Origin of the sequence: Brevibacillus ginsengisoli, from assembly GCF_050113715.1 — a bacterium.
Lineage (GTDB): Bacteria > Bacillota > Bacilli > Brevibacillales > Brevibacillaceae > Brevibacillus_H > Brevibacillus_H ginsengisoli.
This window is the reverse complement of record NZ_JBNJQR010000001.1, coordinates 300,606-325,314: the sequence shown is the minus strand read 5'-3', so window position 1 is coordinate 325,314 and position 24,709 is coordinate 300,606. Positions and strand designations below refer to the sequence as shown.

The 24,709-nt window shown below is 45.4% G+C and carries 20 protein-coding genes and 1 other annotated feature; of the genes, 5 read left to right on the top strand and 15 right to left on the bottom strand.

What is annotated here, in order from left to right:
* Nucleotides 1–42: 42 nt before the first annotated feature.
* The 5 genes from larB to pheS form a co-directional block, all read right to left on the bottom strand.
* Nucleotides 43–828 (bottom strand): nickel pincer cofactor biosynthesis protein LarB, encoded by a 786-nt coding sequence (gene larB / locus ACQCN2_RS01705; RefSeq protein WP_426927152.1) that lies wholly within the window; start codon nucleotides 826–828, stop codon nucleotides 43–45.
* Nucleotides 782–1,660 carry an ATP-dependent sacrificial sulfur transferase LarE gene (gene larE / locus ACQCN2_RS01700; RefSeq protein ID WP_426927151.1) on the bottom strand — a complete coding sequence of 293 codons (879 nt, stop codon included), beginning with the start codon at nucleotides 1,658–1,660 and terminating at the stop codon, nucleotides 782–784. The genes larB and larE overlap by 47 nt, the downstream gene beginning before the upstream one ends.
* A gap of 150 nt (nucleotides 1,661–1,810) precedes the next feature.
* A complete protein-coding gene (gene zapA / locus ACQCN2_RS01695) occupies nucleotides 1,811–2,080 on the bottom strand; it encodes a cell division protein ZapA (RefSeq protein WP_426927150.1) in 270 nt (89 codons plus the stop codon).
* Between the two features lie 350 nt (nucleotides 2,081–2,430).
* Entirely contained in the window at nucleotides 2,431–4,854 is a 2,424-nt protein-coding gene (pheT, locus tag ACQCN2_RS01690) for a phenylalanine--tRNA ligase subunit beta (protein WP_426927149.1), read from the bottom strand.
* 15 nt (nucleotides 4,855–4,869) lie between these two features.
* Entirely contained in the window at nucleotides 4,870–5,904 is a 1,035-nt protein-coding gene (gene pheS, locus ACQCN2_RS01685; protein ID WP_426927148.1) for a phenylalanine--tRNA ligase subunit alpha, read from the bottom strand.
* 81 nt (nucleotides 5,905–5,985) lie between these two features.
* Nucleotides 5,986–6,226, bottom strand: a binding site (T-box leader).
* A gap of 109 nt (nucleotides 6,227–6,335) precedes the next feature.
* Here pheS and ACQCN2_RS01680 point away from each other — a divergent pair.
* Nucleotides 6,336–7,070 carry a DUF2225 domain-containing protein gene (locus ACQCN2_RS01680; RefSeq protein ID WP_426927147.1) on the top strand — a complete coding sequence of 245 codons (735 nt, stop codon included), beginning with the start codon at nucleotides 6,336–6,338 and terminating at the stop codon, nucleotides 7,068–7,070.
* Nucleotides 7,071–7,111: 41 nt separating this feature from the next.
* On the opposite strand, the gene ACQCN2_RS01675 is transcribed toward ACQCN2_RS01680, so the two are convergent.
* Both ACQCN2_RS01675 and ACQCN2_RS01670 read right to left on the bottom strand, forming a co-directional pair.
* Nucleotides 7,112–7,933: a TrmH family RNA methyltransferase gene (locus ACQCN2_RS01675; RefSeq protein WP_426927146.1), complete on the bottom strand. Its 822-nt coding sequence runs from the start codon at nucleotides 7,931–7,933 to the stop codon at nucleotides 7,112–7,114.
* Nucleotides 7,934–7,936: 3 nt separating this feature from the next.
* Nucleotides 7,937–8,590, bottom strand: a complete 654-nt coding sequence (locus tag ACQCN2_RS01670; protein ID WP_426927145.1) for a potassium channel family protein — start codon at nucleotides 8,588–8,590, stop codon at nucleotides 7,937–7,939.
* A gap of 137 nt (nucleotides 8,591–8,727) precedes the next feature.
* Here ACQCN2_RS01670 and sspI point away from each other — a divergent pair, with 137 nt between their 5' ends.
* Nucleotides 8,728–8,964 carry a small acid-soluble spore protein SspI gene (gene sspI / locus ACQCN2_RS01665; RefSeq protein WP_426927144.1) on the top strand — a complete coding sequence of 79 codons (237 nt, stop codon included), beginning with the start codon at nucleotides 8,728–8,730 and terminating at the stop codon, nucleotides 8,962–8,964.
* A gap of 374 nt (nucleotides 8,965–9,338) precedes the next feature.
* Here sspI and ACQCN2_RS01660 read toward each other — a convergent pair whose 3' ends face one another.
* The 5 genes from ACQCN2_RS01660 to ACQCN2_RS01640 form a co-directional block, all read right to left on the bottom strand.
* Nucleotides 9,339–10,421, bottom strand: a complete 1,083-nt coding sequence (locus tag ACQCN2_RS01660; RefSeq protein ID WP_426927143.1) for a M42 family metallopeptidase — start codon at nucleotides 10,419–10,421, stop codon at nucleotides 9,339–9,341.
* A 421-nt stretch (nucleotides 10,422–10,842) separates the two neighbouring features.
* Nucleotides 10,843–12,294, bottom strand: a complete 1,452-nt coding sequence (locus ACQCN2_RS01655) for a hypothetical protein (RefSeq protein WP_426927142.1) — start codon at nucleotides 12,292–12,294, stop codon at nucleotides 10,843–10,845.
* A gap of 17 nt (nucleotides 12,295–12,311) precedes the next feature.
* On the bottom strand, nucleotides 12,312–12,668 hold the full coding sequence (locus ACQCN2_RS01650) for a DUF1294 domain-containing protein (protein WP_426927141.1): 357 nt from the start codon (nucleotides 12,666–12,668) through the stop codon (nucleotides 12,312–12,314).
* A 258-nt stretch (nucleotides 12,669–12,926) separates the two neighbouring features.
* Complete coding sequence (locus tag ACQCN2_RS01645) at nucleotides 12,927–14,711, bottom strand: B12-binding domain-containing radical SAM protein (protein WP_426927140.1); 1,785 nt, start codon at nucleotides 14,709–14,711, stop codon at nucleotides 12,927–12,929.
* A gap of 8 nt (nucleotides 14,712–14,719) precedes the next feature.
* Complete coding sequence (locus ACQCN2_RS01640) at nucleotides 14,720–15,226, bottom strand: MogA/MoaB family molybdenum cofactor biosynthesis protein (RefSeq protein WP_426927139.1); 507 nt, start codon at nucleotides 15,224–15,226, stop codon at nucleotides 14,720–14,722.
* Between the two features lie 181 nt (nucleotides 15,227–15,407).
* Between ACQCN2_RS01640 and ACQCN2_RS01635 the strand changes: the two genes are divergently transcribed.
* From ACQCN2_RS01635 to ACQCN2_RS01625, 3 genes are all read left to right on the top strand, one after another.
* Entirely contained in the window at nucleotides 15,408–16,019 is a 612-nt protein-coding gene (locus ACQCN2_RS01635; RefSeq protein WP_426927138.1) for a DedA family protein, read from the top strand.
* A 6-nt stretch (nucleotides 16,020–16,025) separates the two neighbouring features.
* Nucleotides 16,026–17,375 (top strand): TrkH family potassium uptake protein, encoded by a 1,350-nt coding sequence (locus tag ACQCN2_RS01630; RefSeq protein ID WP_426927137.1) that lies wholly within the window; start codon nucleotides 16,026–16,028, stop codon nucleotides 17,373–17,375.
* Nucleotides 17,376–17,692: 317 nt separating this feature from the next.
* Entirely contained in the window at nucleotides 17,693–19,414 is a 1,722-nt protein-coding gene (locus tag ACQCN2_RS01625; protein WP_426927136.1) for a methyl-accepting chemotaxis protein, read from the top strand.
* Nucleotides 19,415–19,701: 287 nt separating this feature from the next.
* Here the strand turns inward: ACQCN2_RS01625 and ACQCN2_RS01620 are convergent, their stop codons facing one another.
* Genes ACQCN2_RS01620 through nrfD form a run of 3 tightly spaced genes read right to left on the bottom strand, consistent with a single transcriptional unit; the run spans nucleotide 19,702 to nucleotide 24,695 of the window.
* Nucleotides 19,702–20,289, bottom strand: a complete 588-nt coding sequence (locus tag ACQCN2_RS01620; RefSeq protein WP_426927135.1) for a molecular chaperone TorD family protein — start codon at nucleotides 20,287–20,289, stop codon at nucleotides 19,702–19,704.
* A 19-nt stretch (nucleotides 20,290–20,308) separates the two neighbouring features.
* A complete protein-coding gene (locus ACQCN2_RS01615; protein ID WP_426927134.1) occupies nucleotides 20,309–23,407 on the bottom strand; it encodes a molybdopterin-dependent oxidoreductase in 3,099 nt (1,032 codons plus the stop codon).
* The gene (gene nrfD, locus ACQCN2_RS01610; RefSeq protein WP_426927133.1) at nucleotides 23,400–24,695 is read right to left on the bottom strand and encodes an NrfD/PsrC family molybdoenzyme membrane anchor subunit; all 1,296 of its coding nucleotides are present in this window, start codon (nucleotides 24,693–24,695) and stop codon (nucleotides 23,400–23,402) included. The genes ACQCN2_RS01615 and nrfD overlap by 8 nt, the downstream gene beginning before the upstream one ends.
* Nucleotides 24,696–24,709 lie beyond the last annotated feature (14 nt).

Here is a 24,709-nt window from a genome sequence, read left to right as displayed (position 1 = left end):
AGAGATCTGAAGTGACCTCGAAAGTGTTCGACTGGTTTTTGTTTAGGCTTGTGATTCAATTTGGCGGTGAATGAGGCCTGCCATATAGCCGGCTCCAAATCCGTTATCAATATTTACAACGGCAATTCCATTTGCGCAAGAGTTCAGCATGGTTAAAAGGGCGGATACTCCCTTGAAATTGGCTCCATAACCGACACTGGTTGGAACTGCAATGACAGGTTTATCAACCAAGCCGGCGACCACACTCGCAAGCGCACCCTCCATACCGGCAACCGTAATGATGACGGCGGCAGCCCTGATCTCCTCCAGTCGGCTAAACAATCGATGAATTCCCGCTACCCCCACATCCACAATGACGCGAGCTTCACTTCCCATGCAACGAACAGTCCAGGCAGCTTCCTGAGCCACCTGCCAATCAGAAGTACCAGCTGCTACAATTGCCACGTAGCCTTGGCGCACAGGTTGGAGCGGCTCCTTGCTCCATATGGCGACTCTCGCGTCTTCATGATACGTAAAATCGATCCCCTCTTGGAGTAAAGCCTCTGCTTGTTCCTTGGACACTCTGGTGGCGAGTACAGTGGTTTGCCGCATTTGCAGGGCGCGAAATATGCCAAGCAACTGTTCCGTTGACTTGCCCTCTGCATAGATCACTTCAGGAAAACCTGTTCGCCTCTCCCGATCAAAATCTAGATGTGCATAATCCAGACACGCCGAAGAGCCCAATATTCTTTGTGCCTGTTCTACGCTGATCGTTCCAGCTTGCACTTGTTCAAGAATGGTCTTAAGCTCCACCGTATGTCTCCTTCTCAGCAGCACCCAGCACCGCATTCATACTGCCTGTTTGATATCCGCCGAGGTCAAGCGTGACATAGGTAAAGCCAATCTCTTGCAAGGCCTGGGCAATCTTGCTGTGATTCTCCAAAACCCGAGAGAAGTCATCCGGCATGACCTCGATTCGGGCGATCTGATCATGATGACGGACGCGAATTTGATAGAAGCCTAAACTCATCAGGAAGCCTTCCGCTTTGTCGACTTGATCAATTTTCTCCAAGGTAATCGGTGATCCATACGGGATTCTGGAAGAGAGACAGGCAAAGGAAGGCTTATTCCACGTTGGCAGCCCAAGTTCTTTGGACAGCTGGCGAAGCTCCTCCTTAAAGAGCCCCGCTTCTTGCAAAGGACTGCGTACACCACGCTCCTGAGCAGCCATACGTCCCGGGCGATAATCTCCTAAATCATCCATGTTAGCTCCATCACAGAGGACAGCATTCCAGTCATTATGCAGAGCCATTTCTCCTAAGTGTTCATATAATCCGTCTTTACAGTAAAAGCATCGGTTCGTCGGATTGGAAACAAAGTTGGGGTTCTCCATCTCGCGAATCTCTGTCGCAAACCATTTCGCCTTGATCTGCTTCGCCAGATGCTTCGCTGCTTCAAATTCCCGCGTTGGGAACGTCTCTGATGCCGCCGTTACGGCAATCGCCCGATCTCCCAGCTCTTGAACCGCTCTCGCCAAGAGAAACGTACTATCCACACCGCCTGAAAAGGCAATCAAAACTCTATCCATTTCGCGTAAAATCCGCCCTAATTTTTGATCCTTTTCAGGTAGCGTTAAGCTTCTGGCCGCTTCTATTTGTTGATCTCTGGTTGTTGCAGTCATACCCTCACGTCCCCCTTTATGTGCACGATGATCTCATATCTTCCCATTATACTGACTTCGGGTTGAAGACGCACGCTTCAAACCTGTAATGAGAAAATAAAAAAGCCTTCACATCCGTTACGATGGAAGACTTTTGTATGTCGTATCAATTCACGCTTTGGTTTTGGCATCCTCTTGTAAAATCTTCAGTAATTCCTCATATTCTTGACGCAGTCGAAAATACTCGTCGGTAATGTTCACCGCAGCAAGTACGGCAATCTTGGCTGTATCCAATCGAGTGTTTCCTTGACCGATCTCATTCATTTTATCGTCTACGTAACCTGCCACCATGCGCATGTGGTTGACGCTTGCTTTACCACTAAGCCGATACTGTTGGCCGTATATATCAACTACGAGGCGATTCTTCCCGTCACCTTGCACTATGGCTTCCTCCTTGATACTTTGTTGCTTAAGTATTCTTTTTTAGGTTACTTAAAATGACATCATACGTCAAGAATTTCCTATTCAAAACTTTGACGAAACTAAGAAAAGACTTCGTCCCTTTCACTCTGTTTAAGCTCGCTTGTAGCATCTGCTGTCCGCTTAAAATGAGATTCAAGCGGACGAAATCTTTTCTTTAGGGGGCTTACGCAAACGAAAGGAAAATTTAATCACTTTACAATGGTAAAGTAATTAAACTTTCCTAGATGTAAACAAAGACCCCCAGAAACTCGGAGGCCTTTGTTGTGTTAAGTCTTTATTTCAAGCGAAATCTTACATCGAACGAAGCCTTATCCGCGCAGCTCAGCGCCTGTCTGTTCAGCAAGTGCTTGCACCACACGAGCCGTAGCTTGCTGCACTTCTTCGTCTTGCAAGGTGCGCTCCTGGTTGCGGAACACGAGGGAGAAGGCCATGCTCTTCTTGTCGGAAGCAATTCGCTCACCCATATACACATCGAACAAGGTCAGGGATTCCAATAACTCTCCAGCTTGCTCGCGGATCAAGGTGGTCAAGGTAGAAGCCGGTACAGAGCGGTCTACCACGAACGCCAGGTCACGCGTGATCGCTGGGAACTTCGGCAATGGGGAGTACAATTCGAGATCAGCCGCGTACGCGTAGAGCTTGGATGCATCCAACTGGAATACAAAGGTTTCATCCAGATCATAGCTGCTCTCAACGGTTGGATGTAATTGACCGATGTAGCCAATCACTTCGCCATTCACAAGCACATTGGCGGTACGCCCTGGGTGCATTCCTACGCGCTCCGTTGTTGCCTCAAACGATCCGGCACCCACTCCCAAGCGGTTCAGCAGCGCTTCAAGAATTCCCTTCAAAAGATAGAAATCAACTGGTTGTTTCACGCCCATCCAGTTCTGATGCGCCCAGTTTCCGCTGATCAACGCAGCCAGATAGTATTTCTCTTCCGGCAGCTTAGTCAGCTTCTCTTCTTCGCTCAGGAATACATTCCCTACTTCGAACAGAGCCAGGTCATGGTTTTGGCGATTTTTGTTATAAGTCGCCACATTCAACAGACTTGGCAGCAGGTTGGTTCTAAGCACGCTGTGTTCTTCACTCATCGGCATGGCGAGAGCAATCTCACGCATATTCCCTTGGTGCAGTCCAGCTACATCGTTGGTGTGAGCAGGATCAACCAGTGAGTAAGAAACCGCTTCTTGCAATCCCAAACCAATCAAGAAGTGACGAATCGAACGACGGATGGATTGATCACGGGTAAGGCTGCCTTGTGTGGTTTCCCCACCTGGGAGAGTCGTTGGAATATTATCATAGCCATACAAGCGGGCCACTTCTTCAATCAAATCTTCTGGCAACGTAATATCTCCACGACGAGTCGGAACGGTTACATGCCATGTGTTGTTATCCAACTGATACGCAAAACCCAAACGGTCAAAGATTGAAGAAATTTCCTGAACAGTAAGCGCGGTACCCAGATGCAAGTTGCATTTCTCTATGCTTAAATTGACGGTCACAGGTTGTTTTTCCTGAACTTTGGCGCTGGCAATTCCTTTGGATACAGTCGCCCCTGCTAATTGTTGGATCAGTGCGGCCGCGCGTTCACCTGCCGGCGTAACACGGGATTGGTCCACACCTTTTTCCCAACGAGCGCAGCCTTCCGTACGCATTTGCAGATTACGAGCAGAACGACGAATGGATTGAGGAGTGAAATAAGCGGACTCCAGAATGATTTCAGAAGTGCCATCTGTAATCTCGGAATTAGCGCCTCCCATGATCCCAGCAATCGCTAGACCTTTGGCTGGGTCAGCAATCACAAGCGTTTGAGCATCCAATTCACGTTCCTGATCATCAAGCGTAACCAGCTTCTCACCGTCAGAAGCCAAACGAACGACAATCGAACGATCTTGAACCTTCGTCGCATCAAAAGCGTGCAACGGTTGACCATACTCAAGCATCACGTAGTTGGTGATGTCCACCACATTGTTAATCGGACGTACGCCAGCAGCCATCAGTCGGTTCTTCAGCCATTGCGGAGAAGTGCCGATTTTCACATTGGTAAAATGACGACCCGCATACTGATAGCAGTGTTCTGGCGCTTCGATGGTGACTTGAACCGGATTTGCTTCCCCGTTCTCTACAAGCTCCACTTTTGGAAAAATGACTTCTCGGCCAAGAATCGCCGCAACTTCATACGCCACACCCAACATGCTCAAGCAATCCGAACGGTTCGGGGTAAGACCCAGTTCCAGCACATAGTCATCCATACCCAGATACGCTACGGCGTCCATACCAATTTCAGCGTCTTCCGGCAAAACGAGAATGCCTTCCTGTTGGTCTTTGCCGAGCAGCTTATCATTAAGACCCAATTCCTTTGCTGAGCAAATCATCCCTTGGGACTCTACGCCACGAAGCTTGGAGCGCTTGATGTTGAAATCGCCTGGAAGCTTCGCTCCGATCATCGCGACTGGCACCTTTTGGCCTTGAGCCACGTTTTGCGCGCCACAGACGATTTGCAGGTCTTCTTCTTGACCTGCGTCAATGATACATACGCTAAGACGATCCGCGTCAGGGTGTTTGGAACGTTCCTTGACATATCCCACCACTATTTTGGAGACACCCGCATTGCGAGATTCAACGGTCTCCACTTCAATTCCTGATCGGGTCAACTTCTCCGCTAACTCATGCGGGGTAATCCCTGTTAAATCAACGTACTCCGAAAGCCAATGATATGAAACCTTCATCTGTATGACTCCTCCTTATCTCCGATTGAATTGGCGTAAGAAACGCACATCGTTGGTGTAGAAATGACGAATATCTTCAATTCCGTACTTCAGCATGGCAATCCGCTCGACTCCCATACCAAAAGCGAATCCGCTCACTTCATTTGGATCATAGCCGGCCATCTCCAGTACGCGAGGGTGAACCATTCCGGAACCCAGAATCTCGATCCAGCCTGTTTGCTTACAGGTACGGCAGCCTTCTCCATGACACATGACACACTGAATATCTACCTCTGCGCTTGGCTCGGTGAATGGGAAGAAGCTTGGGCGCAGACGAATTTGTTGGTTTTCGCCGAACATTTGACGGGCAAATGTAAGCAAAGTCCCTTTCAGATCGCTCATGCCGATGCCTTTGCCGATGACAAGACCCTCAATTTGGGTGAACTGGTGGGAGTGAGTCGCATCGTCATCATCGCGACGGTACACTTTTCCAGGGCAGATGATTTTAACTGGGGTTTCGCCTTGTTTAGCCAGCATGGTACGCGCTTGCACAGGAGATGTATGGGTACGCATCAGAATTTCATCGGTTACGTAAAAGGAATCCTGCATGTCGCGGGCAGGGTGATCCTTCGGCAGGTTCAGCATTTCGAAGTTGAAGTAATCCATCTCCACTTCTGGTCCCTCGGCAACCTCGAAGCCCATTCCGATAAAAATATCTTCCAGTTCTTCAATAATGCGAGTCAACGGGTGCATGGTTCCAGTTGGCACATGACGTCCTGGCAGGGTCACATCAATTTGTTGAGACGCCAGTTTACGCGCTACTTCCGCTTTCTCGAATTCCCCTTGCTTCGCGCCAAACGCTTCTTCAATCGCAGCGCGCACTTCATTGACGATTTGACCCACAACTGGTCGCTCTTCCGGTGTAAGGCTGCCCATTCCGCGGAGAATCTCGGTCAATTCCCCTTTTTTCCCGAGGTATTTTACTTTGAGATCTTGAAGCTGCTGCGCGTCGTTTACATCTGTAAGCTGCGAAAGTGCCGCTTCTTTCATTTCTTGTAGCCTTTTTTGCACATGAATCGCTCCTTTTTTTAGATTGGAAACCTGTTAACTGTAAGCTTCACTCTCATGAAGACAAATAAAAAAACCCGTCCACAAAGGGACGAGTTATTCTCGCGGTACCACCCTGATTAGGCAAAAGACAGACGTCTAGCCTCACTTGTATCATCTGTAACGGGATGAACCGGCACTCTCCTACTTCATTCCTAAAAAAAGGTTTCAGAGGTCTGCTCAAGAGGGAATTCCATAAGTGTACGGCTAGAATTGCTTTCAGTCGGTGGCAATTCCTCCCTGCAAGCTTACGCGCTTATGTACTGGTCTCTATCATCGCATTCACGCAATATTGATCTATTCAAAAATTATACCGCAAACCGCAAATTGTTGCAAATTTGTTCCGTACAATTGGACTATTTTCTGGTATTCTAGGACTGGAGGCTGATACATACATGATACATTTAGACTACTTATATGATAAAAACTGCGAGTGCCAATTCTGCCATGCCACCTTCACTAGTAAAAAAGTTCGTCGAAATTCGCAAAGCACCGTCAAGCGCGACAGTGATTTCTGTACATATTATAAACAAACCTTAAGCAACCCTATCCTGTATACCGTCCAAGTTTGCCCGTCTTGCGGGTATGCCTTCACTGACCAATTCTTGCCGGTATTCTCACAACTGACGAGTAAACGTATCAAAGAAAATATCCACGATAAATGGACCGCCAAAGAGTTTGGTCATCCCCGCAACATGATCGAGGCCATCGCTTGTTACAAGCTTGCCATCTATACGGCCGAGTTGAAACAGGAAGCCCATAGCGTCAAAGCGGGTCTATACCTGCGTCTGGCCTGGCTGTACCGTTTTCAGGAACGCCATGACGAGGAATTGCGGTTTATGCGCATTGCTGCGAAAGAGTACGAAGAATCCTTTATTCACAGCGATTATGTAAAAGGCGAAAAAGAAATGACCGAAACCCGCATTCTGTACTTGATTGGAGAGCTGAATCGCCGCATTGGCGAGTTTGATACGGCAGTCCGTTACTTTGGCAAGTGCGTCGACACCAAGAATCGAACCATTGAACAAGGAACGATTCAAATGGCCCGTGAACAATGGCAGCTGTCTCGTGAAGAGTATAAGCAACAGCAAAATACGGAACATGAAGCTGTAGAAATCGGAACCATCTAAAGCGAAAAGGCTCTCGTCCACTCATGACGAAAGCCTTTTTTTCATTTCCGCTGTCTTCTCGCTTCGTACAACATAATCCCCGTTGCGACCGCAGCATTGAGCGATTCGGCCTGTCCATACAACGGAATATGTACGGTTTCGGTTGCTTGACGCAAAATTTCTGGAGATACGCCTCGACCTTCATTGCCGATGACGATCGCAGTCCGTCCCTGATAAATGGGCTCATCGTATGCTTTGCTGGATTCGCCAAGAGAGGTGACCAGCAATCTCCCGTTGGATCTCTTCACCTGCTCCATCAGACTGGATCGTTCCACCGAGAAAACAGGAACTCGGAACAAAGAACCCATTGTGGAACGAACTACTTTGCCATTGTATAGATCGACATTGCCTCCGCACAATATGACTCCATCTGCACCAGCGGCGTCCGCGGTACGCAGGATTGTCCCTAGATTGCCCGGATCTTGGATCTCGTCCAGAACGACCACCAGATATTCTTGACGAGACACATCTGACCACCATGCGTTCCAGTCGTGTGATGGTTTCTTTAGCTCAGCCACAATTCCCTGGGGGGATTTCGTCTCGGACAATTTCTCGATGATTGCAGAAGAAGTCGCAATCATCCGAGGCTCATGCCCGTTCAAAGCGCTGTATTGTTCAAGAAGCGATGTCACCTGACGATCGAGACCTGCTTCACCGTCAAACAGTAGGGTTTCCACCTTTTGAGAAGATTTGCACGCCTCTTCGACAAGATGGATTCCCTCCACGAGATAGGAACCTTGTTCATCACGCGATTTTTTCGAATGAAGCTGATGCAGTCGTTTGATCAACGGATTTTGTACAGAAGTGATTGTTTCCCAAAGCATTATTTAGTCCTCATCTTCGAATTCTTTTAAGCCCATATTATGTCCAATAACCACGAGAATATCTTTTTCCTTGATCAATTCATCCGGGCCTGGTGCGATGTTGAATTTCTCATTGCTTTTAATCGCGATGACGTTCACGCCGTATTTGGCTCGGACGTCAATTTGACGAAGTGTTTTGCCAATCATCCGCTTTGATGCAAAGACCTCAGCGACACTATAATCTTCCGCCAACTCAATAAAATCGAGGACGTTGGACGAAATCAGGTTATGCGCTACACGTATCGCCATGTCGCGTTCTGGGAAGATAACACGGTCCGCTCCCACTTTTATCAATACTTGACCATGGCGTTCGTTTTGCGCTTTGGCCACAATCTTCTTGACTCCCATTTCTTTCAGGATCAAGACGGTTAAGATACTGGCTTGGATGTCGGCGCCAATGGCTACAACCACTACATCAAAATTGCGTATGCCGATCTCCCTAAGCGCACTCTCTTCCGTTGAATCCGCTACAACCGCGTGTGTTACATATTGAATAATTTCGTTAATGCGATCCTCATTTTCATCAATTCCCATGACCTCATGGCCCATCTCATACAAAGTACGCGCCACGCTGGATCCAAATCGGCCTAATCCAATTACCGCGAATTGTTTCGCCATATCTTTCCACCCCTCTTGAATTCAACGGAAATTATAACATAACTGTTTCCTCTACTCAAAAAGTATTACAGAAACGTAAAGGACAAATACTAAGACATATTCAATGCATGCAGCTTCAATTCGAAAGGAGACGTCTCATGAATATTAACATGTTAAACCTCCGACAAGCGATTATGTACAAAATGCAGGGCTCCGACGCACACGCCGTTGAAGATACGATTTCTGACGCCATCACCAGCGGGCAGGAAAAAACCCTTCCAGGTCTTGGAGTATTATTCGAAGTGTTGTGGCAAAACAGCAACGAAGCAAGCCGCCAGCAAATGGTTAGCACGATCGCATCGCATATTCCTAAGGATGTTGGTTCTCCAGTGTGAGAATAGACCTCGTCCCTCTATGCTCTGTTTAAGCTCGCGTGTAGCATCAACTGTACGCTCCGTTCACTACGGAAGGGAGTCGACAAGAAAATCACTACGCTTCTCACACTGGTGTAAAGAATGCCGACTCTTTTCCTTCCTTCGTTCTCTACGCTTAGTTTCGCTTAAAATGAGCTACGAGCGGACGAAGTCTATTCTTTAGTTGGCTTGCGCAGATGGAAGGAATGTTTAATAACTTTACATCTGTAAAGCAATTGAACATTCCAATATTACTAGGAAAAGATAGCCGGGCCGAGTGGAAACACGGCAAATGCTCAGACCATATCAAACAAAAAAGAAGGCACGGATGTTATTCGTGCCCTCTTGCTTTCCTCTTACAAATACGTTCTCAACGCATCCACTTGCTTCTGATCCAAACGTTCCATCAACGCCACAATCAGCTTCACCAGATTCTCAAAATCATCGTAATGCAGAATGGAAGCGTGACTGTGAATATAGCGAGTAGGGACACTCAAGCAAACGGATGGGATTCCACTTCCCACGGTATGCATCGGACCAGCGTCCGTACCGCCGCCTGGCACAATGCTCAGCTGATACGGGATTTTCTCTTCTTCCGCAACCGAGATGATGAATTCACGCAGGCCTACGTGCCCGATCATCGTCGCATCGTACAGGCAAATCTCTGGACCCGCACCCATTTTGGAAAGGGCCTGGCTTCGATTGATTCCTGGTGTGTCACCGGCGATTCCCACGTCCACAGCGATCCCAATGTCTGGTTGAAGCTTTTGGGCAACCGTCCGTCCGCCACGAGAGCCAACTTCTTCTTGCACGGTTCCTACCGCATACAGCGTATTCGGGTGGTTCCGTTCTTTTAGACGCTTCGCTACTTCAATCGCAACCGCGCAGCCCAAACGATTGTCCCACGCTTTGGCTACCATCAGCTTTGGATTTTTCATAACAGAGAATGGACAGATCGGGATGATCGCATCCCCAGGTCGAACTCCGAATTCTTCCGCTTCTTTCTTGCCGGAAGCGCCGATATCGATGAACATGTCCTTGATTTCAACAACTTTTTTGCGAGACTCAGCCGTCATCAAGTGTGGCGGAACAGAACCCACAATCCCTTCAATCAGACCTTGAGCAGTCTGGATATGTACTCGTTGGGCAAGCATGACCTGAGACCACCAACCACCCAGTGTTTGAAACTTCAGAAAGCCGTCCTCGGTGATTTGAGTGACCATAAAGCCAACCTCATCCAGATGACCAGCCAACATGATTTTGGGACCGTTGGCATCTCCCACCTTTGTTCCAATCAAACTGCCCAAACCATCATAACTAACTTCATCCACATGTGGTTCTAAGTACTTTTTCATTACATTACGGGCTTCCTTCTCATTTCCTGGAACACCCGGTGCTTCTGTCAATTCACGAAACATCTCTAACAGAGTCTCTTGCATGAGCTTCACTCCCTTTAATTACAAGATGCGCTACTCTTAATCATACTAAGTTCAAGCTGTTTAGAAAACCATGAATTGCTAAATTGAGAAAAGACTTCGTCCCTTTTCCCCTCTCATCGGGGGACTGAAACGTCGTTCTGTGGAAGTTTACAATGAAGTAGGAAAGTCCGCTCTTTCACTACGAAAGGGAGTCGCCAAACGCTTCGCGCCCCTAAAGGGGTTGGGTGGCGACTCTTATCCCTTTCTCCGTTCTTCCCCCTCTCACCGGGGGGCTGAAACGTCGCTTGGTATCACTTCCAAGGAGTCTTCAAGTGGACGAAATCTTTTCTTGGTGGGCTTACGCGAATGGATAAGTTCAATTACTTTACCACTGTAAAGTAATTGAACTTTCCGATACAACAGCGGAAAGCGCCAACCTTTATTATTCCAATAGTTCCTTCCGATAGCCGGTAATCCCCTTGGAGTCCATCCAGCGTCTCTTATTCTCCATTAACTCACGAAGATCGGAATCGACGGAGCCATTTAGTTGAATCAAGTAAAGTTGCGTCTGCCATAAATCGTTGTAGGTAAGGTACGGATAATCAGGCAATCCCATTTGCCCGCTTGGCAGGTAAGCGTAATGCAGATCACCGTTTGGTTTACACCAGAGGTCCCCGATATTTTTTATTCCCAATAACATCTTGTTTGCCAAATCCAGAAAACGCTTGTCTTTGGTAGAGAAATACATCTCATACAGATAATTTATTTCCTGTAATTGATGATTTAAACTTGTATGACTTTCTAGATGCTGTGGCTTCTCATAATTAGCATAATCCGCAACTAACCACCCTTCTTGTTTCCCTTCAACGACTGTATGATGTTTCTGACTATGCATGAGAAGGAATTCGGCGTAGCGTTGATTGGCTTGCTGGAAACTAGAGTCTTGATACAGGAGGGTCGCCTTTAACAGAATCGATCCCATATCCGTATTGAACCGCGTATCATAAAACCCCGCTTCAATCCCATAATCCTCCTTCAGCCATTGAGATTCCGGCAGACTGGGCCAGAACCCGTATTGATTCTGCTCAGGCAGGATGGTTTTGAGCATGACCCATCCCAAGTCATATGCGGCTCGTGAGCCTCCCGTCATGACAAACGAACGGGCGATATAGTTCTCAGGAATACGCCAAAACAACCGCTGTCCCGTCGGATAATAATTGGATGGACTTAACACATAAAAACCGTCCCATGACCATTTCTGATCATCGTGCAGGTCCAGCAGCAACCAAATTTTCTCCAAATCTTGATGTTGCCACTCCACTAAATGTTCGGATGATTGAAGCGCCCATATTTCCCCGATTGTCCCTGCCTCCTGAGAGAATTCAACGGTGAACTTATAACCGCCCGGCACCGTTTTTACCGAAATCGGATGTGCCAGGTGGGCTGTCTCTTGCAACGTATTGTGGAGAGATTGTTTGTAAACGTCCGGAAAACTGATTAACATTTGTTTCTGATCGGTCTCAATAAACCCGTAGGTACGTGGCAGCTCGCCTGTAAGCGGAACCTGTTTCCATACGCGATCGACATTTCCGTTCGGTAAGGCAATGGGCTCCACATAGCGAAAATGTCCATCCTTCCCTGGAAGCGTGAAGGAGAAAGAGTAGTTGAGAGGATTGCTTTTTTGAAATTCAAATCGTTTCATCCAATACAGATCCCCATTAGCAAACTGAACCGTCTTATTCCAAAAAACTCCGCCATTAAAGGTATTCTGTTGGACTTTTTCTTGTGGCAGCGGCAGGCTGTTGGGTTTGGTTTGTTCTGCAAAAACCAAGGTGTTAGAGGTAACGAATACTAATAGGGTCAAAATGATCATTCGTATCCATCTGCTTTTCATACGGTTAGCCTCCAATCCTAAGACCACTTAAAAAACCACAACAAAAACAAGTGAACGGCCAAAAATAAAGGAATCAGCACGACAAACCGCGGATGCTTGGTCTTATGATGAAAGCAAACCATTCCCACGGCAGCGCCTAACGAACCTCCCAATCCGGCTGTGACAAGCAGGCTGTTCTCCGGGATACGAAAAGCATGCTCTCTGGCCGCATGTTTGTCATGCGCCATTAGATAGCAGGCATATGCGTTGATTAGCGCAAGACCACCCCAAAAGATTGTCGTTCCTCCGCTGTATACACCATAAAAAACAAGTACCCATGCAACAACAAGCAAAGTATTACGATTTCGTTTATGACGACTAAGCTTCTTACCCAAGTGTTTCACTCGCTCCTCTATCGGTTACTTTCTTTTCGATAAACTGGTCGGTTAACTAATCTCTAAATAAGACGGAAGCATTCGGAAAAAGGTTTCACGAGATGTAAAACATTCAAAATCTTCAGAGTACTTATACCTTACGATAAACAGTTTCAATTAAATAATTTAGCTTCCATTATACCAAAAAAGCAAGTGATCTTTCTAAAAAGAAGGATCACCTGCTTATCTGTTTGACTCCATTTATTTTATTCAATCCACTTAGATAATCGGATGCTCCGCGATCTCTTTTTTCACTACCGTGAAGGCATTCTCTTGCCCCTCCTGATAAGGGTAATAGACAACGAGCGCGTATTCCCCTTCGATCACTTCGCCAGTTTCGTAATAACGCTTAAGATCAAAGGATACATCCGTCATCATGGTATGCTTGTAATATTCCTTCTCGACAGCGGCATGACGGGCGAAGTCTTCACGCAGCGAGCTCAACTGGTCTTGCAATTGGAGAAAGACCTGATGCGCTTGTGTTTTATCCAGCTTGTCCTCCCACCAGATTTTACGTGGGCGGTGCTTTTGATTTTGCAGATAATCAAACTTCATCAGGCTGATGACATGCTCTAAGCCGTCGATTTGTTGATTTCCTAGGAAATTTTTTAACCGGGTAAACAGATCCTCCAATTGGTGACCGATACGATTCCAGCCTCTCTCTTCCCAGTAGTCTCCGAATGCCTGGAAGAAGTCGAACGGTGTCTCAAAAAGACGCGAAATCACCCATTCCATCGTATGATCCATCCGATGGGAATTCCAGAATTTCTCAAGAATATCCTCGGTTCGTTTGATCCGCTGGATGTCAGAGAATGGAAGGACGTTATTCCCAAGGATTTCGTAAGGCGGTTCATCCATAAAAGTATAGCCGTGGTTGGCCGCTCGCGCTCTAACACCAGTACCACGAAGCATTTTCAGGAAGCCTAGCTGAAGCTCTTCCGGACGAAGGGCAAATACATCATTAAACGTTTGTCGGAACGAATGATAATCTTCTTCGGGAAGTCCCGCAATTAAATCAAGGTGCTGGTCAATTTTTCCGGAATCTTTGATTTTTCTTACCGTATAGCTGAGCTTCTCAAAGTCCTGCCTGCGTTGAACCAGACGATTGGTTTCATCATTGGTAGATTGAACACCGATCTCAAAACGAAAAGTTCCCGGTGGAGCATTCTCCGCTAAGAAGTCCACCACGTCCGGCTTCAAAATATCTGCCGTAATCTCGAATTGGAAAACTGTACCATTGTGATTATCAATCAAGAACTGAAACACATCCATGGCATATCTCTTATGAATGTTAAAGGTACGGTCCACGAATTTCACTGTCTTGATCCCGTAATCAATCAATCGCTTCAAATCGCGCTTGGTCCGTTCCACATCGAAGTACCTTACGCCGCTCTCAATGGAGGAGAGACAATATTGGCAGCTGAACGGACAGCCTCTGGAGGCTTCGAAATAGACCACGCGGTTCTTCAGTTCATCCAAATGGTTTTCAAACGGCGAAGGTATGGTATTGAGATCCTCCAACTGCTTCCGTGGAAAAGTAAACCGAACCCGGTCTCCTTCGCTGTAGGCAATCCCCGCAACATCGGACAGCTTAACAGGCTCTCCTGTTTGATGCGCCACCTCGTATGCCTGACAAAGCTCAAGGAAGGTTACCTCACCCTCCCCAATTACGATGGCGTCCACATAGGGATGCTCTTTTAGCCACATATCTGTGTCGTAGGAAACCTCAGGCCCGCCCAGAATAATCGGCACGTTGGGCAGCACTTTTTTCAGATTGCGGACAACAGCGAGTGTCTCCGTAATGTTCCAGATATAACAGGAGAAAGCGATGAGATCCGGCTTACGCTTGTGCAAATCTCCCACAATATTCAACAGCACGTCATTAATCGTATATTCAACCAGCTCGATATCCGGAAAGGTCGGTTCCGCATAGCTTCTCAGATAACGAAGAGCCAGAGAGGAATGAATGAATTTCGCATTTAATGTAGATAAAACAATCTTCACAAATCCACCTACTTTCTTAGTTCCCTTACAACATGCCCAATTTCAGGCAGAATTAACTTGGTCATCGCAAGCCGTACGGCACCCGTGGAACCAGGTGTGGAGAAAATCGCTTTGTCCTTATAGGTTCCGGCAATGGCTCGACTCAGAATGGCTGCCGATCCTATGTCTTCGGTATAGCTCAGGAATCGAAAAATCTCTCCAAACCCTGGCATCTCCTTCTCCAACAAGCCACTCACGGCCTCGTAGGTCGTATCCCTCTTGGCAATGCCTGTCCCACCGTTAATGAGGATGACGTCTACCCCTGTAGTCGCAACACCTTCTTCTATAGCAGCACAAATCTCTGACGGCTCGTCCTTCACAATACGATACAATGCTACTTCATGCCCAGCCTCTGTCAAAAGAGATTTCATGAGTTGTCCGCTCTTGTCCGTTTCCTCGTTTCTTGTATCTGAAACAGTAATCACCATCAAGCCTACAGCTCGTGGCGCTTCCGCTTTATGTTCTTGTGTACTCATCTCTTTTCCTCCCTAATTCTTCCTTGATCACTCTTTTCATTTTACTACATCCGCTATCATGATCCTATGTGAACTGTCAATGGAGGAGATTATGGCACGTCCTTTTTTCACATTTCACCTGCAAAAACGTAAAGGGCTAAATCAGCGACCTGTCCCATATACTTCCTTGAGGTGATTTTCTGTGATCACGAATATTTGGGACACAATCGTGCTGACCACCAGCCAATTAGGGTATCTGGGCGTTTTTTTGACACTTGTCATCGAAGGGGCAGGGCTTCCATTTCCCGGTGACGGTGTTTTGGCTTTTTACGGCTTTCTCGCCAGCGACCATCGTTTTACACTAACACATGTCATTTTTTTTGCAACATTGGGAAGCGGCGTCGGTTCCATCATTGCCTATCTGTTTGGCAAAATATACGGGTTACCCCTTCTCTACAAGTACGGCAAGTTTCTCTTCATCTCGGAGCGCTCCATTCAAATCACCACCAACTTCTCCAAGCGCTACGGGGCGTTGGTTCTGTTGCTGGGAAGGATGCTTCCTGGTGTACGAACACTCTCTTCCTATGTAGCCGGGCTGGGGAATCTAAGCTGGCCCGCATTTCTTCTTTATAGTTTTGCGGGTTTTTTGTTATTCTGTACATTCTGGATCAGTGTTGGTTATGTTTTGGGAGAAAACTGGAATACTTTTGTAGAAATTATTAAAGACTACTTGGTAAGAATTCTATTAGGCGTTATACTACTGGGTGGATGCCTCCTATTCTGGAGAAATTACGTACACAATAGAGGACGTTGATAACGAATGTCACTTCATTTTATTCGCGATATCCGGCATGATCCTCCCAAAATGCTGGTCATCGGATTTGCCCTCATAATTTTTATCGGGGCTGCCCTTCTACATTTGCCTTTAGCTACACGGAGTGGTGTACCGCTACCTTGGATCGATGCGATCTTTACCGCCACTTCGGCTACTTGTGTAACGGGGCTTGTCGTTGTGGATACCGGCACCACCTTTAGTCTGTTTGGACAAATTGTGCTTTTGTCCCTCATCCAGATTGGCGGATTGGGCTTCATGACTTTTGCGACGCTCTTTGCTTTAATCATGCGCAAAAGAATTTCCCTACGTGAACGACTCCTTCTTCAAGAATCATTGAATCAAGTCTCTATCGAAGGAATTGTACGTCTGGCACGGACCTTATTGATTTTTACGGTTATTACAGAAGTGATTGGCGGAATTCTTCTTTCCCTTCGTTTTTCCTATGATATGCCGATCGGAAGAGCATTCTATTACGGTTTTTTTCATAGTATCTCTAACTTTAACAATGCTGGCTTTGATTTGATGGGTGGTTTTCGCAGTTTAACAGGCTACGTGGAGGATCCGTTGGTGAATCTTGTTATCTGCTCCCTAATTATTCTAGGCGGGATCGGATTTATCGTCGTAGCCGAACTGTATGAATTCCGTCGTTATCAACGCAGATTGTCCTTACATACCAAAGTGGTTCTCGCCACGACCGGTTTATTGCTTCTCGTGGGTACGGTATTAATTTTCCTGATTGAGTACCAGAATCCCAAGACAATTCAACCATTATCCATGACGGGTAAGGTTCTTGGCTCGTTCTATCAATCGGTCACCGCTCGCACCGCTGGATCCAACACACTAAGTATCTCGGATATGCGTCAGTCTTCGCTGTTCTTGATTATTTTTCTCATGTTTATCGGGGCATCCCCTGGTTCGACTGGTGGCGGTATCAAAACAACCACTTTTGCCACCTTGTTAGGAGCAGTTTGGGCACAGATTAAAGGCAAGGAAGACGTTATCTTCTTCCGCCAACGGATTGACCCGAGCATGATTTATAAATCGCTTACCGTTACCATCAGCGGTTTGTTTCTGGTTACAGCAGTCACGATGATTCTTACCTTTACGGAGCACACGGATAACTTCCTGATGATTTTGTTTGAATCAACCTCTGCTTTTGGTACAGTTGGCCTGTCGATGGGCCTTACGCCGCATCTGACGCCAATTGGCCGATTACTCATCACCATGACGATGTTCGCCGGAAGGGTTGGACCGCTTACCATCGCCTTCGCACTGGCACAGCGCAAAGAAAAAGAATACTTCCGTTATCCAAAAGGAAAAATCATGATCGGATAGCAAAAAAGAGCAAGCGCCTTGTACTTAAGGCCGCTTGCTTTTTTTGTTAACAACCTCATGAATCATGTAATGTTTCCTACATCATTAGGGCAATACGAATTAGACAAGAAGTTTTACATTTAGACAAACTTGTCTAAAATCAGGTCTTTAGGACCATTTTTATACATTCCACAAACAGGTATAATGCACCTTATGTTAAAACTATCCAGAGATTGACACCCTTCTTTTCAGCCACTGTCTAACAAGAACGAAATTGGTTCTTGTCGGAAAGGCTTTTTTTATGTTTCACAAGTCTATTGAACAGAGAGGGAAATCAAATGAGGCTATCTATTCGCTTGAAATTAGTTTTGATCAATCTTGTGATTTTGTTGCTTTTCGGTTCGGCTACCATGTTTGTTACGTATGAAAAAATAAAGGCTAGTAATTTATCAAGTATGGAAAATCAACTGAGATCCAGCAGCTATATGCTCGGGAATAGTTTGGATATGCAAAAAGTAAAATCTGTGCTGGAAAAACCAGACAAATCCAATCCAGACGTTATCGAAATGAACAAAAGCTTGGATACTATCATCCGAGAGTCCAATTCTGGCATAGCAAACCTGTATCTCTTTACCTACAAAGACGACAAATTTTATTTTGACACGATGAGCAGTTCATTATTGGTTGGCAATTTTACGTTTGGTTCCGAGTACAAGAACGGCATTGTGTTTTCAGATCCAGCCAAGCGGGCGATTCAGGAAAAACGCATTCAGACGACAGACATTATTACGGATCAATTCGGTCAGTGGAAGAGCGGATTTTTCCCAGTGGAAGACGAAAATGGAAACGTCATTGCGCTATTTGGCGTTGACTTCAATGTATCCCAGACAAATGCGAAGGCTTGGCAAGAGACAATCAGTTTATTTGGCATTGTTGTGATTTCCATGATAGTATCAGCCCTTCTCATTTTTTATGTGGCAACGAGAATCTCTAAGCCGATCTCTTATATTTCCGATGTATCTCGACAGATTGCGAATGGTGACCTGACCATCGAGAATATTGATGTATCATCAAAGGATGAAATCGGAGATCTGGCAGCCAATTTTCAAACCATGTCTTCTAATCTGCGCGGTCTGATTCAACACGTTACACTCAGCGCGGAACAGGTAGCTGCCTCAGCTGAAGAACTGACTGCCAGTGCGGAACAGACTAGCAAAGCTACTGAGCAAATATCTTTTTCCGTCCAAGAGATGGCCGTGAGTGCTGAAAAGCAAGTCCACAGTGTCGATCAGGGAGCCAAAGCCATAAACGAGATGTCCGTCAGCGCACAGCAAATTGCGTCTAGCGCTCAGCAAGCCACATCGATGGCCGCTCAGGCATCGCAGTCGGCGTCCGAGGGGAATATGGCAATTCAGCGTGCGGTGCAACAAATGAACGGGCTTAACGAGACGTTTAACGGATTGGCAACAGTAGTTAAGGGCTTAGGAGAGCGTTCTGAACAGATTGGGCAATTCGTTGAAATCATTTCGGCCATTTCTTCTCAAACCAACCTCCTTGCTTTAAATGCGGCTATCGAGGCTGCTCGCGCTGGTGAAAACGGACGTGGCTTTGCCGTTGTTGCCGATGAAATCCGCAAGCTATCTGAACAATCGAGTTCGTCCACTCATCAGATTGCCGAATTGGTAACAGTCATTCAGAGTGAAATGAACTCTGCTGTCCAGACGATGAATTCAGCGACGAAGGAAATGGAAGAAGGAATTGAAATGGTGTCGGCAGCAGGGATATCATTCGAAGGCATTCAAGGTGCGATCGCCGTGGTTGCTGACCAAATCAATGAAGTGTCTTCTGAGTCTATTGAGATGTCTGCCGGGGCTGAACAGGTAGTAAATTCGATCAACGTTGTTGTAGAGGCTACGGAAACGGCATCAGCTGCTACAGAGGAGGTTTCATCTTCTTCCGAGGAACAACTGGCCTCCATGGAGGAGATTGCGGCTTCTGCTGAAGCGCTATCCGAAATGGCAGAAAAACTGCAGGAAGAAGTTGCGAAATTTAAGGTGTAGAAGGTTTAAAACAGATAATTCCAGCACCAATCTGGTCAAGACCCCATTTAGTGGACACAAAAAAAAGAGCTAAGCAGCAAGCTGGCGCCGGTACTTAATCGGCGTCAGCTTGTTTAATTTTCTTTGTGTCAGTTAGTAACCCACTTTTGATTCGGTAGGTTAGCATTATAGAAGAAGCATAGTTGAAAATTAGGCGATCTCTCCCCAGTAATTATCGGGAATTGATCGCCGCTTAAGAACTTTTCTTATCTTACTATCCACTTGACTGGACTATGACCAACCACTCATTAAACCAATGATAATAATTCTTTGTTGTGACAAAAGTAATTCAGAAATTCTTTAATAAATGGATGTTTCACCCGATTCTCTGCATATTTTTGCATTGGCGCAAGAATTGGATAAAGAATTCCCCCTAATAGTTCTCTTTTTAAAGCGCCTAACTCCTTTGATAATTCTTTATCTAAACTTTGAGCCGCTTTAATTTCTTCCTGTAATAAAGAACTGATAAACGCCAGCAAACATCCAACATGATCTGGATAGCGATTAGTCTCTAACGGGTAATAAAATCCCATTTTTTCATAGTGTCCGATTAAACAAAGTAAGTTTTTCTTGCTTTCCTCCACCGCCGCCCCATTTTGGCTGCTATACGAGGAAATATACGGGGGAATGAAAAAAGCTCCAGGGATGCAAAAGTGATTGTCATACCAGATTTCTACTTCTTTCCGATTGTAAAATGGATGAAAAGGAAACTCACTTTGTAATGCTTCAGGCATTTCTTTAAATATCGTTTCATAACGTTCCCAATCGCCGAGCCAAATAGCCGACAAAATATTGGTCAGTGCCAAGCTGCCTTGAACTTCCTCTAATGCCTGCACTTGCATTTCCTCCCTTGGACTACACTTTCTTCACGTCAACATAGGTATTTTGTTGGGCAGGACCACCGATAATCAAATCTGCGAGAAAGCCTTCAAAATAGCTTGGGTCTTTATCCGCTAAAGCATTGACTGAGAACCCTCTTCCCCGTTCCTTGGCATAGCCGCTTTCCTCATGGAGCGGAACATTTGTGTCAAACGGAAGATGCCCGTATTTTTCAGTCTTCTTCACGATATATCCATCAATATTTACGTCTTCCGCCCCATTTGCGAAATGGCCAAAGTTGTAGTTCGCACCAAGCACCCCAGGCTTAATTCCCGGCGTCACAAGGGCAATTCCTTTTACTTGTGCACTTGTTGATGTAATCATGACGGTATCACCCGTTTTAATGCCTTTCTTTTGTGCATCGACCGGGTTTATCCATAAATAATTTTCCAGACGAATCTCTCTTAGCCATGCATTGCTTTCTGTGCGATGAGTTGCCACATTCCTCGATTTCCAATTAATAAATTGAAACTGTTTGGAAGGATTATAAACCTCGCCGTTATAGAGTCTGATTTCATCAGCAATTGGAACTCCTTCGAAGAACTTGCCGGTGTAGGCGCTCTTAAAACCTGCTGCCTTTTCATCATAAAAATGAACTAGATTTTTAAATTGATATTTAATATGGTTGCCAACATATTCATCTCCCAGAGGCTCATATCTTCCACCTCGGTTGAGGACATAAACGACTTTTTTCCATTCCTCAGGTTTCACAGCATTTTTTAAAACATTGAGATCAAAATACTTACCTAACGCTTTCTTTCTCGCCCTCTCAAAAATAGCCAGTTCTTCTGCATTTGCATCCTTCACCGGTTTTTTGCCATCAAAAGCGATATTGGCCACGCGCTTCAGATAAAAATCCTCTGGACAATGAAGACTTGAACCATCGACAAATGCATGATCCCCGACTCCCGGCAGCCCCATTCCTTTCAGTAAATCGATATAAACCTGCTCGGTCGGTCGGGCATCAGGAACAATACGGGTTACTGGCTGAATTAGACCGGCAAATTTATGTTTTAAGATCGGGAAGATTTCTTCTGAATTCCAACTTTCCAGATAGGATAGATCAGGTAAAATAAAATCTGCGTGCTTTGAAGTTTCACCAATCGCGATATCCGATGATACGACGAGCTCGACTACTTTTGGGTCGCGAATGAATTTTTGCTGCATATCCGATCGCGGGCCTGACATAATCGGTGACGTACGGTTTATGATCATGGCACGAATTTTATAAGGATATCCTTCTGCTGCGCTTGGGAGTACATCATGAATTAATTGATTCCCAAGTGGATACCATGGACGCTTGGCAGGATAGCCGTCCCGGGCAAAAAGGGAAGTCTTTTCATATGGGACTTTATGCCTTGTAAGTGGAATCCCCCATGCCTTATTAGCCTTTGGTACAGTATCCAAGTCATAGCGCCCTTCTGTTGCCTTAAACTTCGCACCCGTTGAGGTATCCCCGCCCTTCCAGTCATGGTTTCCGACTAAATGGTTTAACATGTTGATAGCACGAACGCTGTAATAACCATTCGCATGCATGGCTGGACCGCGATAGGAATGAATCCCGACTTTTTTTCCATGTGAAGTGAATTCTTTAGCGATTGCACTAATTTGTTCAATTGGAACCTGACATTGGCTAGAATATTCTTTCAGTGATTTTTCGAATACTTTTTCTTTAAAAATACGAAAAACAGATTTTACTTTGATTCCATTAATGGTGGTATCAACCTCAAGATCGCCTTGACTAGCTTTGGTGTTCAAGACAGGCTTTCCATTTTCTAATACAATAAATTCTTCTTCACCCAGACCTAGATCTTTAGCCCGCAAGAATGGCCGTTTCTTATCACTAATATTTACGAGATAGGTGGCATCGCTCCAAGTTGGTTCATCATCCAGCTCCGCTTCTTTGCCGTTGGGATTTCGCAAGAATTGTTCATCATAGCGATGATTTTCAATAATCCATCGGCACATGGCAAGTGCCAGTGCACCATCTCCACCCGGTTTAACCGGAACCCACATATGCGCTTTCTCCGCTGTTTTACTAAAGCGCGGGTCAATCACAACCATTTTCATACCACGGTCGATGGCATTTGTTATTTGCGGAGCAAAGGTTGTCGGACCGCGGTTAGCGGTTAATGGGTTCGTTCCCCAGATAATAACGAATTCAGCATTCTCATAATCGGGGATCATCCTTTTCTTTTGCTTGGTCGTATCATGTGAGCGGACATTTCCCACCACACTTTGAATTCCGCAATAACCGCCATGATCATAATAGTTTATTGTTCCAATACTTCCATTGGCCAATCTCTCAATAAATTCTCGACGATGTCCAGCCATAACGACAATCTGGTTTGATTTTGGTCCAAAATCAGGGTGATTCGTATCAATAAGGAGTTCTTTATATTTTGAAGCGAACTCTGCTTTTGTCATTTCTTGTTTCTTTACTTTTTCCCGATCAGCCTTCACTTGATCTTCCGGTGCATAGGCCCACATTTCCTTTAATCCCGGGGTGCCAAGATCTTTACTTCCTTCGAGGATTTCTTTATAGGCTTCTTCCCAGGTGATTGATTTCCAAACGCCGCTTCCCCGTTCGCCTACTCGTTTTAAAGGCTTTTGGATCCGATAGGTATCATAGGCAGTTTGAATCCCGGCCTGCCCTTTCAGACAAGTTTTTGCGCCTCGGAAGGTGTGTCCTGTTCTTGCCAAATCACCGGTTCCTTTAATCGCATCTGTGATTGGGGTATTATATTGGATATGTCCAAACGGTACCATGCCAATCGGGCTGTATTGGTTTCCGGCAATTTTTCGAACGATAGATGAATACGGGCTATTCACATTTCCCGCAACAACATAAGCTTTTATGGTACAACTGGCATTACACTGTTGACAGGAAGTGAAGATAATATCATCCGCTGAATAATCTTGGTAATCTGTACCAACCCCATGAATTTCATCGGTCCATACCCCATTAAACACCTGCTTTACTGGACCAATAAACGCAGGACTAACAAGCGCAGCCACACCGAATGTACCGAGTGCTTTTAGAAACCCTCTGCGATTCATTTTATCCTTACTCATATTTACTCACTCCACTTTCATGAGAGTCTAGTTGCTCTATCGGGAACAATTTTTCACCAATTGTATAGATGATCAGACACATCGCCATAAGTCCAAATGTTGTCAGCCACTCCGACAAGTTTGGATAATAGTTTCCAACTGGCATCCCATCCAATTTAGGCATGATCAAGGTTGGGACAACCATATTAAACCTGACCCCTACAACACCGATAATCGTCATAATCGATGCTGCTAAGATCCAATTGACGGATAGCCTTGTCTTTTTCATAAATAAAATGATGAGTGGGAAAAACATGGCTAGTCCCATTTGAAAAATCCAGAAGCTCCACCACCATTTGCTTCCCGTTAATAATTGGATCGTTCCAAGTTCTTCATGTCCCAATCCATAAATTCCAATGAGAAATTCATACCAAACCATAATAAATTCAATTCCTAAAAATAAGGCTAGCATGCTGCCAAGCGAACGAACCATTGGAACATCTACTTCTAGTTTTTGTACTTTAGACTTGATGACATAAATCGCAATCGATAACGCGGTACCCGATACTAGCGCAGAAAGAATAAAAATGAGTGGAAATAAACCAGAATTTAGATAAGGTTGAGCTTTTACCACTGCGAAGATCGACCCTGTTCCCCCATGCACCCCAAATACGGCGAGAGGAATTCCGATAATTCCCATTACCTTCAACCGTTTTTTGTCGCTATCTTGATCGACTGCTGTGTATTCTTGCTTGTTAAAAGTAAGGAACCGATACACTTTGCCTTTCAAGTCATTATTTTTTGCTAAAGTAATCAGATCTTCTCGCATTGAAAAATACAGTTCTGTCACTAATAACACGATATAAACAATATAAAAATGAATTTCCCATGACATTGTACTCATGACGTTCCAATAGATAACGGAATTCATAATATGGTCAGGTCGGCCAATATCTAAGAAAATAAAGGTAATCGCTGTAATCATACAGACAATGGCTGATAATAGCGCTGATCGCCCGATTTTCTCGTACTTATCCATGCCAAATCCATAAATCATCGTGGAGAGTAAAAAAGAACCCGCACTCATTCCAATAAAATAAATATAAAACGCAACCCATCCTCCCCACGGGACGATGTTCGATAAATACGTGGAAGACATTCCTCGTAAAAAATATCCGCTAATTATGGAGTATAAACCTACCCCGAAAACGACGAGTAAACATGTCCACCAGATTTTTTCAATCTTTCTGATACGCTTTAATTGCTTTGAATCTGGCATGTTTTTACCTAAACTTGCTTCTGTTATCATGTTTATCACTCCCA

What these genes read in the sequence shown, in the direction of transcription:
- larB (WP_426927152.1), bottom strand. Translation starts at nt 828, where the DNA reads ATGCGGTGCTGGGTGCTGCTGAGAAGGAGACATACGGTGGAGCTTAAG.
- larE (WP_426927151.1), bottom strand. Translation starts at nt 1,660, where the DNA reads ATGACTGCAACAACCAGAGATCAACAAATAGAAGCGGCCAGAAGCTTA.
- pheT (WP_426927149.1), bottom strand. Translation starts at nt 4,854, where the DNA reads ATGAAGGTTTCATATCATTGGCTTTCGGAGTACGTTGATTTAACAGGG.
- ACQCN2_RS01680 (WP_426927147.1), top strand. Translation starts at nt 6,336, where the DNA reads ATGATACATTTAGACTACTTATATGATAAAAACTGCGAGTGCCAATTC.
- ACQCN2_RS01675 (WP_426927146.1), bottom strand. Translation starts at nt 7,933, where the DNA reads ATGCTTTGGGAAACAATCACTTCTGTACAAAATCCGTTGATCAAACGA.
- ACQCN2_RS01670 (WP_426927145.1), bottom strand. Translation starts at nt 8,590, where the DNA reads ATGGCGAAACAATTCGCGGTAATTGGATTAGGCCGATTTGGATCCAGC.
- sspI (WP_426927144.1), top strand. Translation starts at nt 8,728, where the DNA reads ATGAATATTAACATGTTAAACCTCCGACAAGCGATTATGTACAAAATG.
- ACQCN2_RS01660 (WP_426927143.1), bottom strand. Translation starts at nt 10,421, where the DNA reads ATGCAAGAGACTCTGTTAGAGATGTTTCGTGAATTGACAGAAGCACCG.
- ACQCN2_RS01655 (WP_426927142.1), bottom strand. Translation starts at nt 12,294, where the DNA reads ATGAAAAGCAGATGGATACGAATGATCATTTTGACCCTATTAGTATTC.
- ACQCN2_RS01640 (WP_426927139.1), bottom strand. Translation starts at nt 15,226, where the DNA reads ATGAGTACACAAGAACATAAAGCGGAAGCGCCACGAGCTGTAGGCTTG.
- ACQCN2_RS01630 (WP_426927137.1), top strand. Translation starts at nt 16,026, where the DNA reads ATGTCACTTCATTTTATTCGCGATATCCGGCATGATCCTCCCAAAATG.
- ACQCN2_RS01625 (WP_426927136.1), top strand. Translation starts at nt 17,693, where the DNA reads ATGAGGCTATCTATTCGCTTGAAATTAGTTTTGATCAATCTTGTGATT.
- ACQCN2_RS01615 (WP_426927134.1), bottom strand. Translation starts at nt 23,407, where the DNA reads ATGAGTAAGGATAAAATGAATCGCAGAGGGTTTCTAAAAGCACTCGGT.
- nrfD (WP_426927133.1), bottom strand. Translation starts at nt 24,695, where the DNA reads ATGATAACAGAAGCAAGTTTAGGTAAAAACATGCCAGATTCAAAGCAA.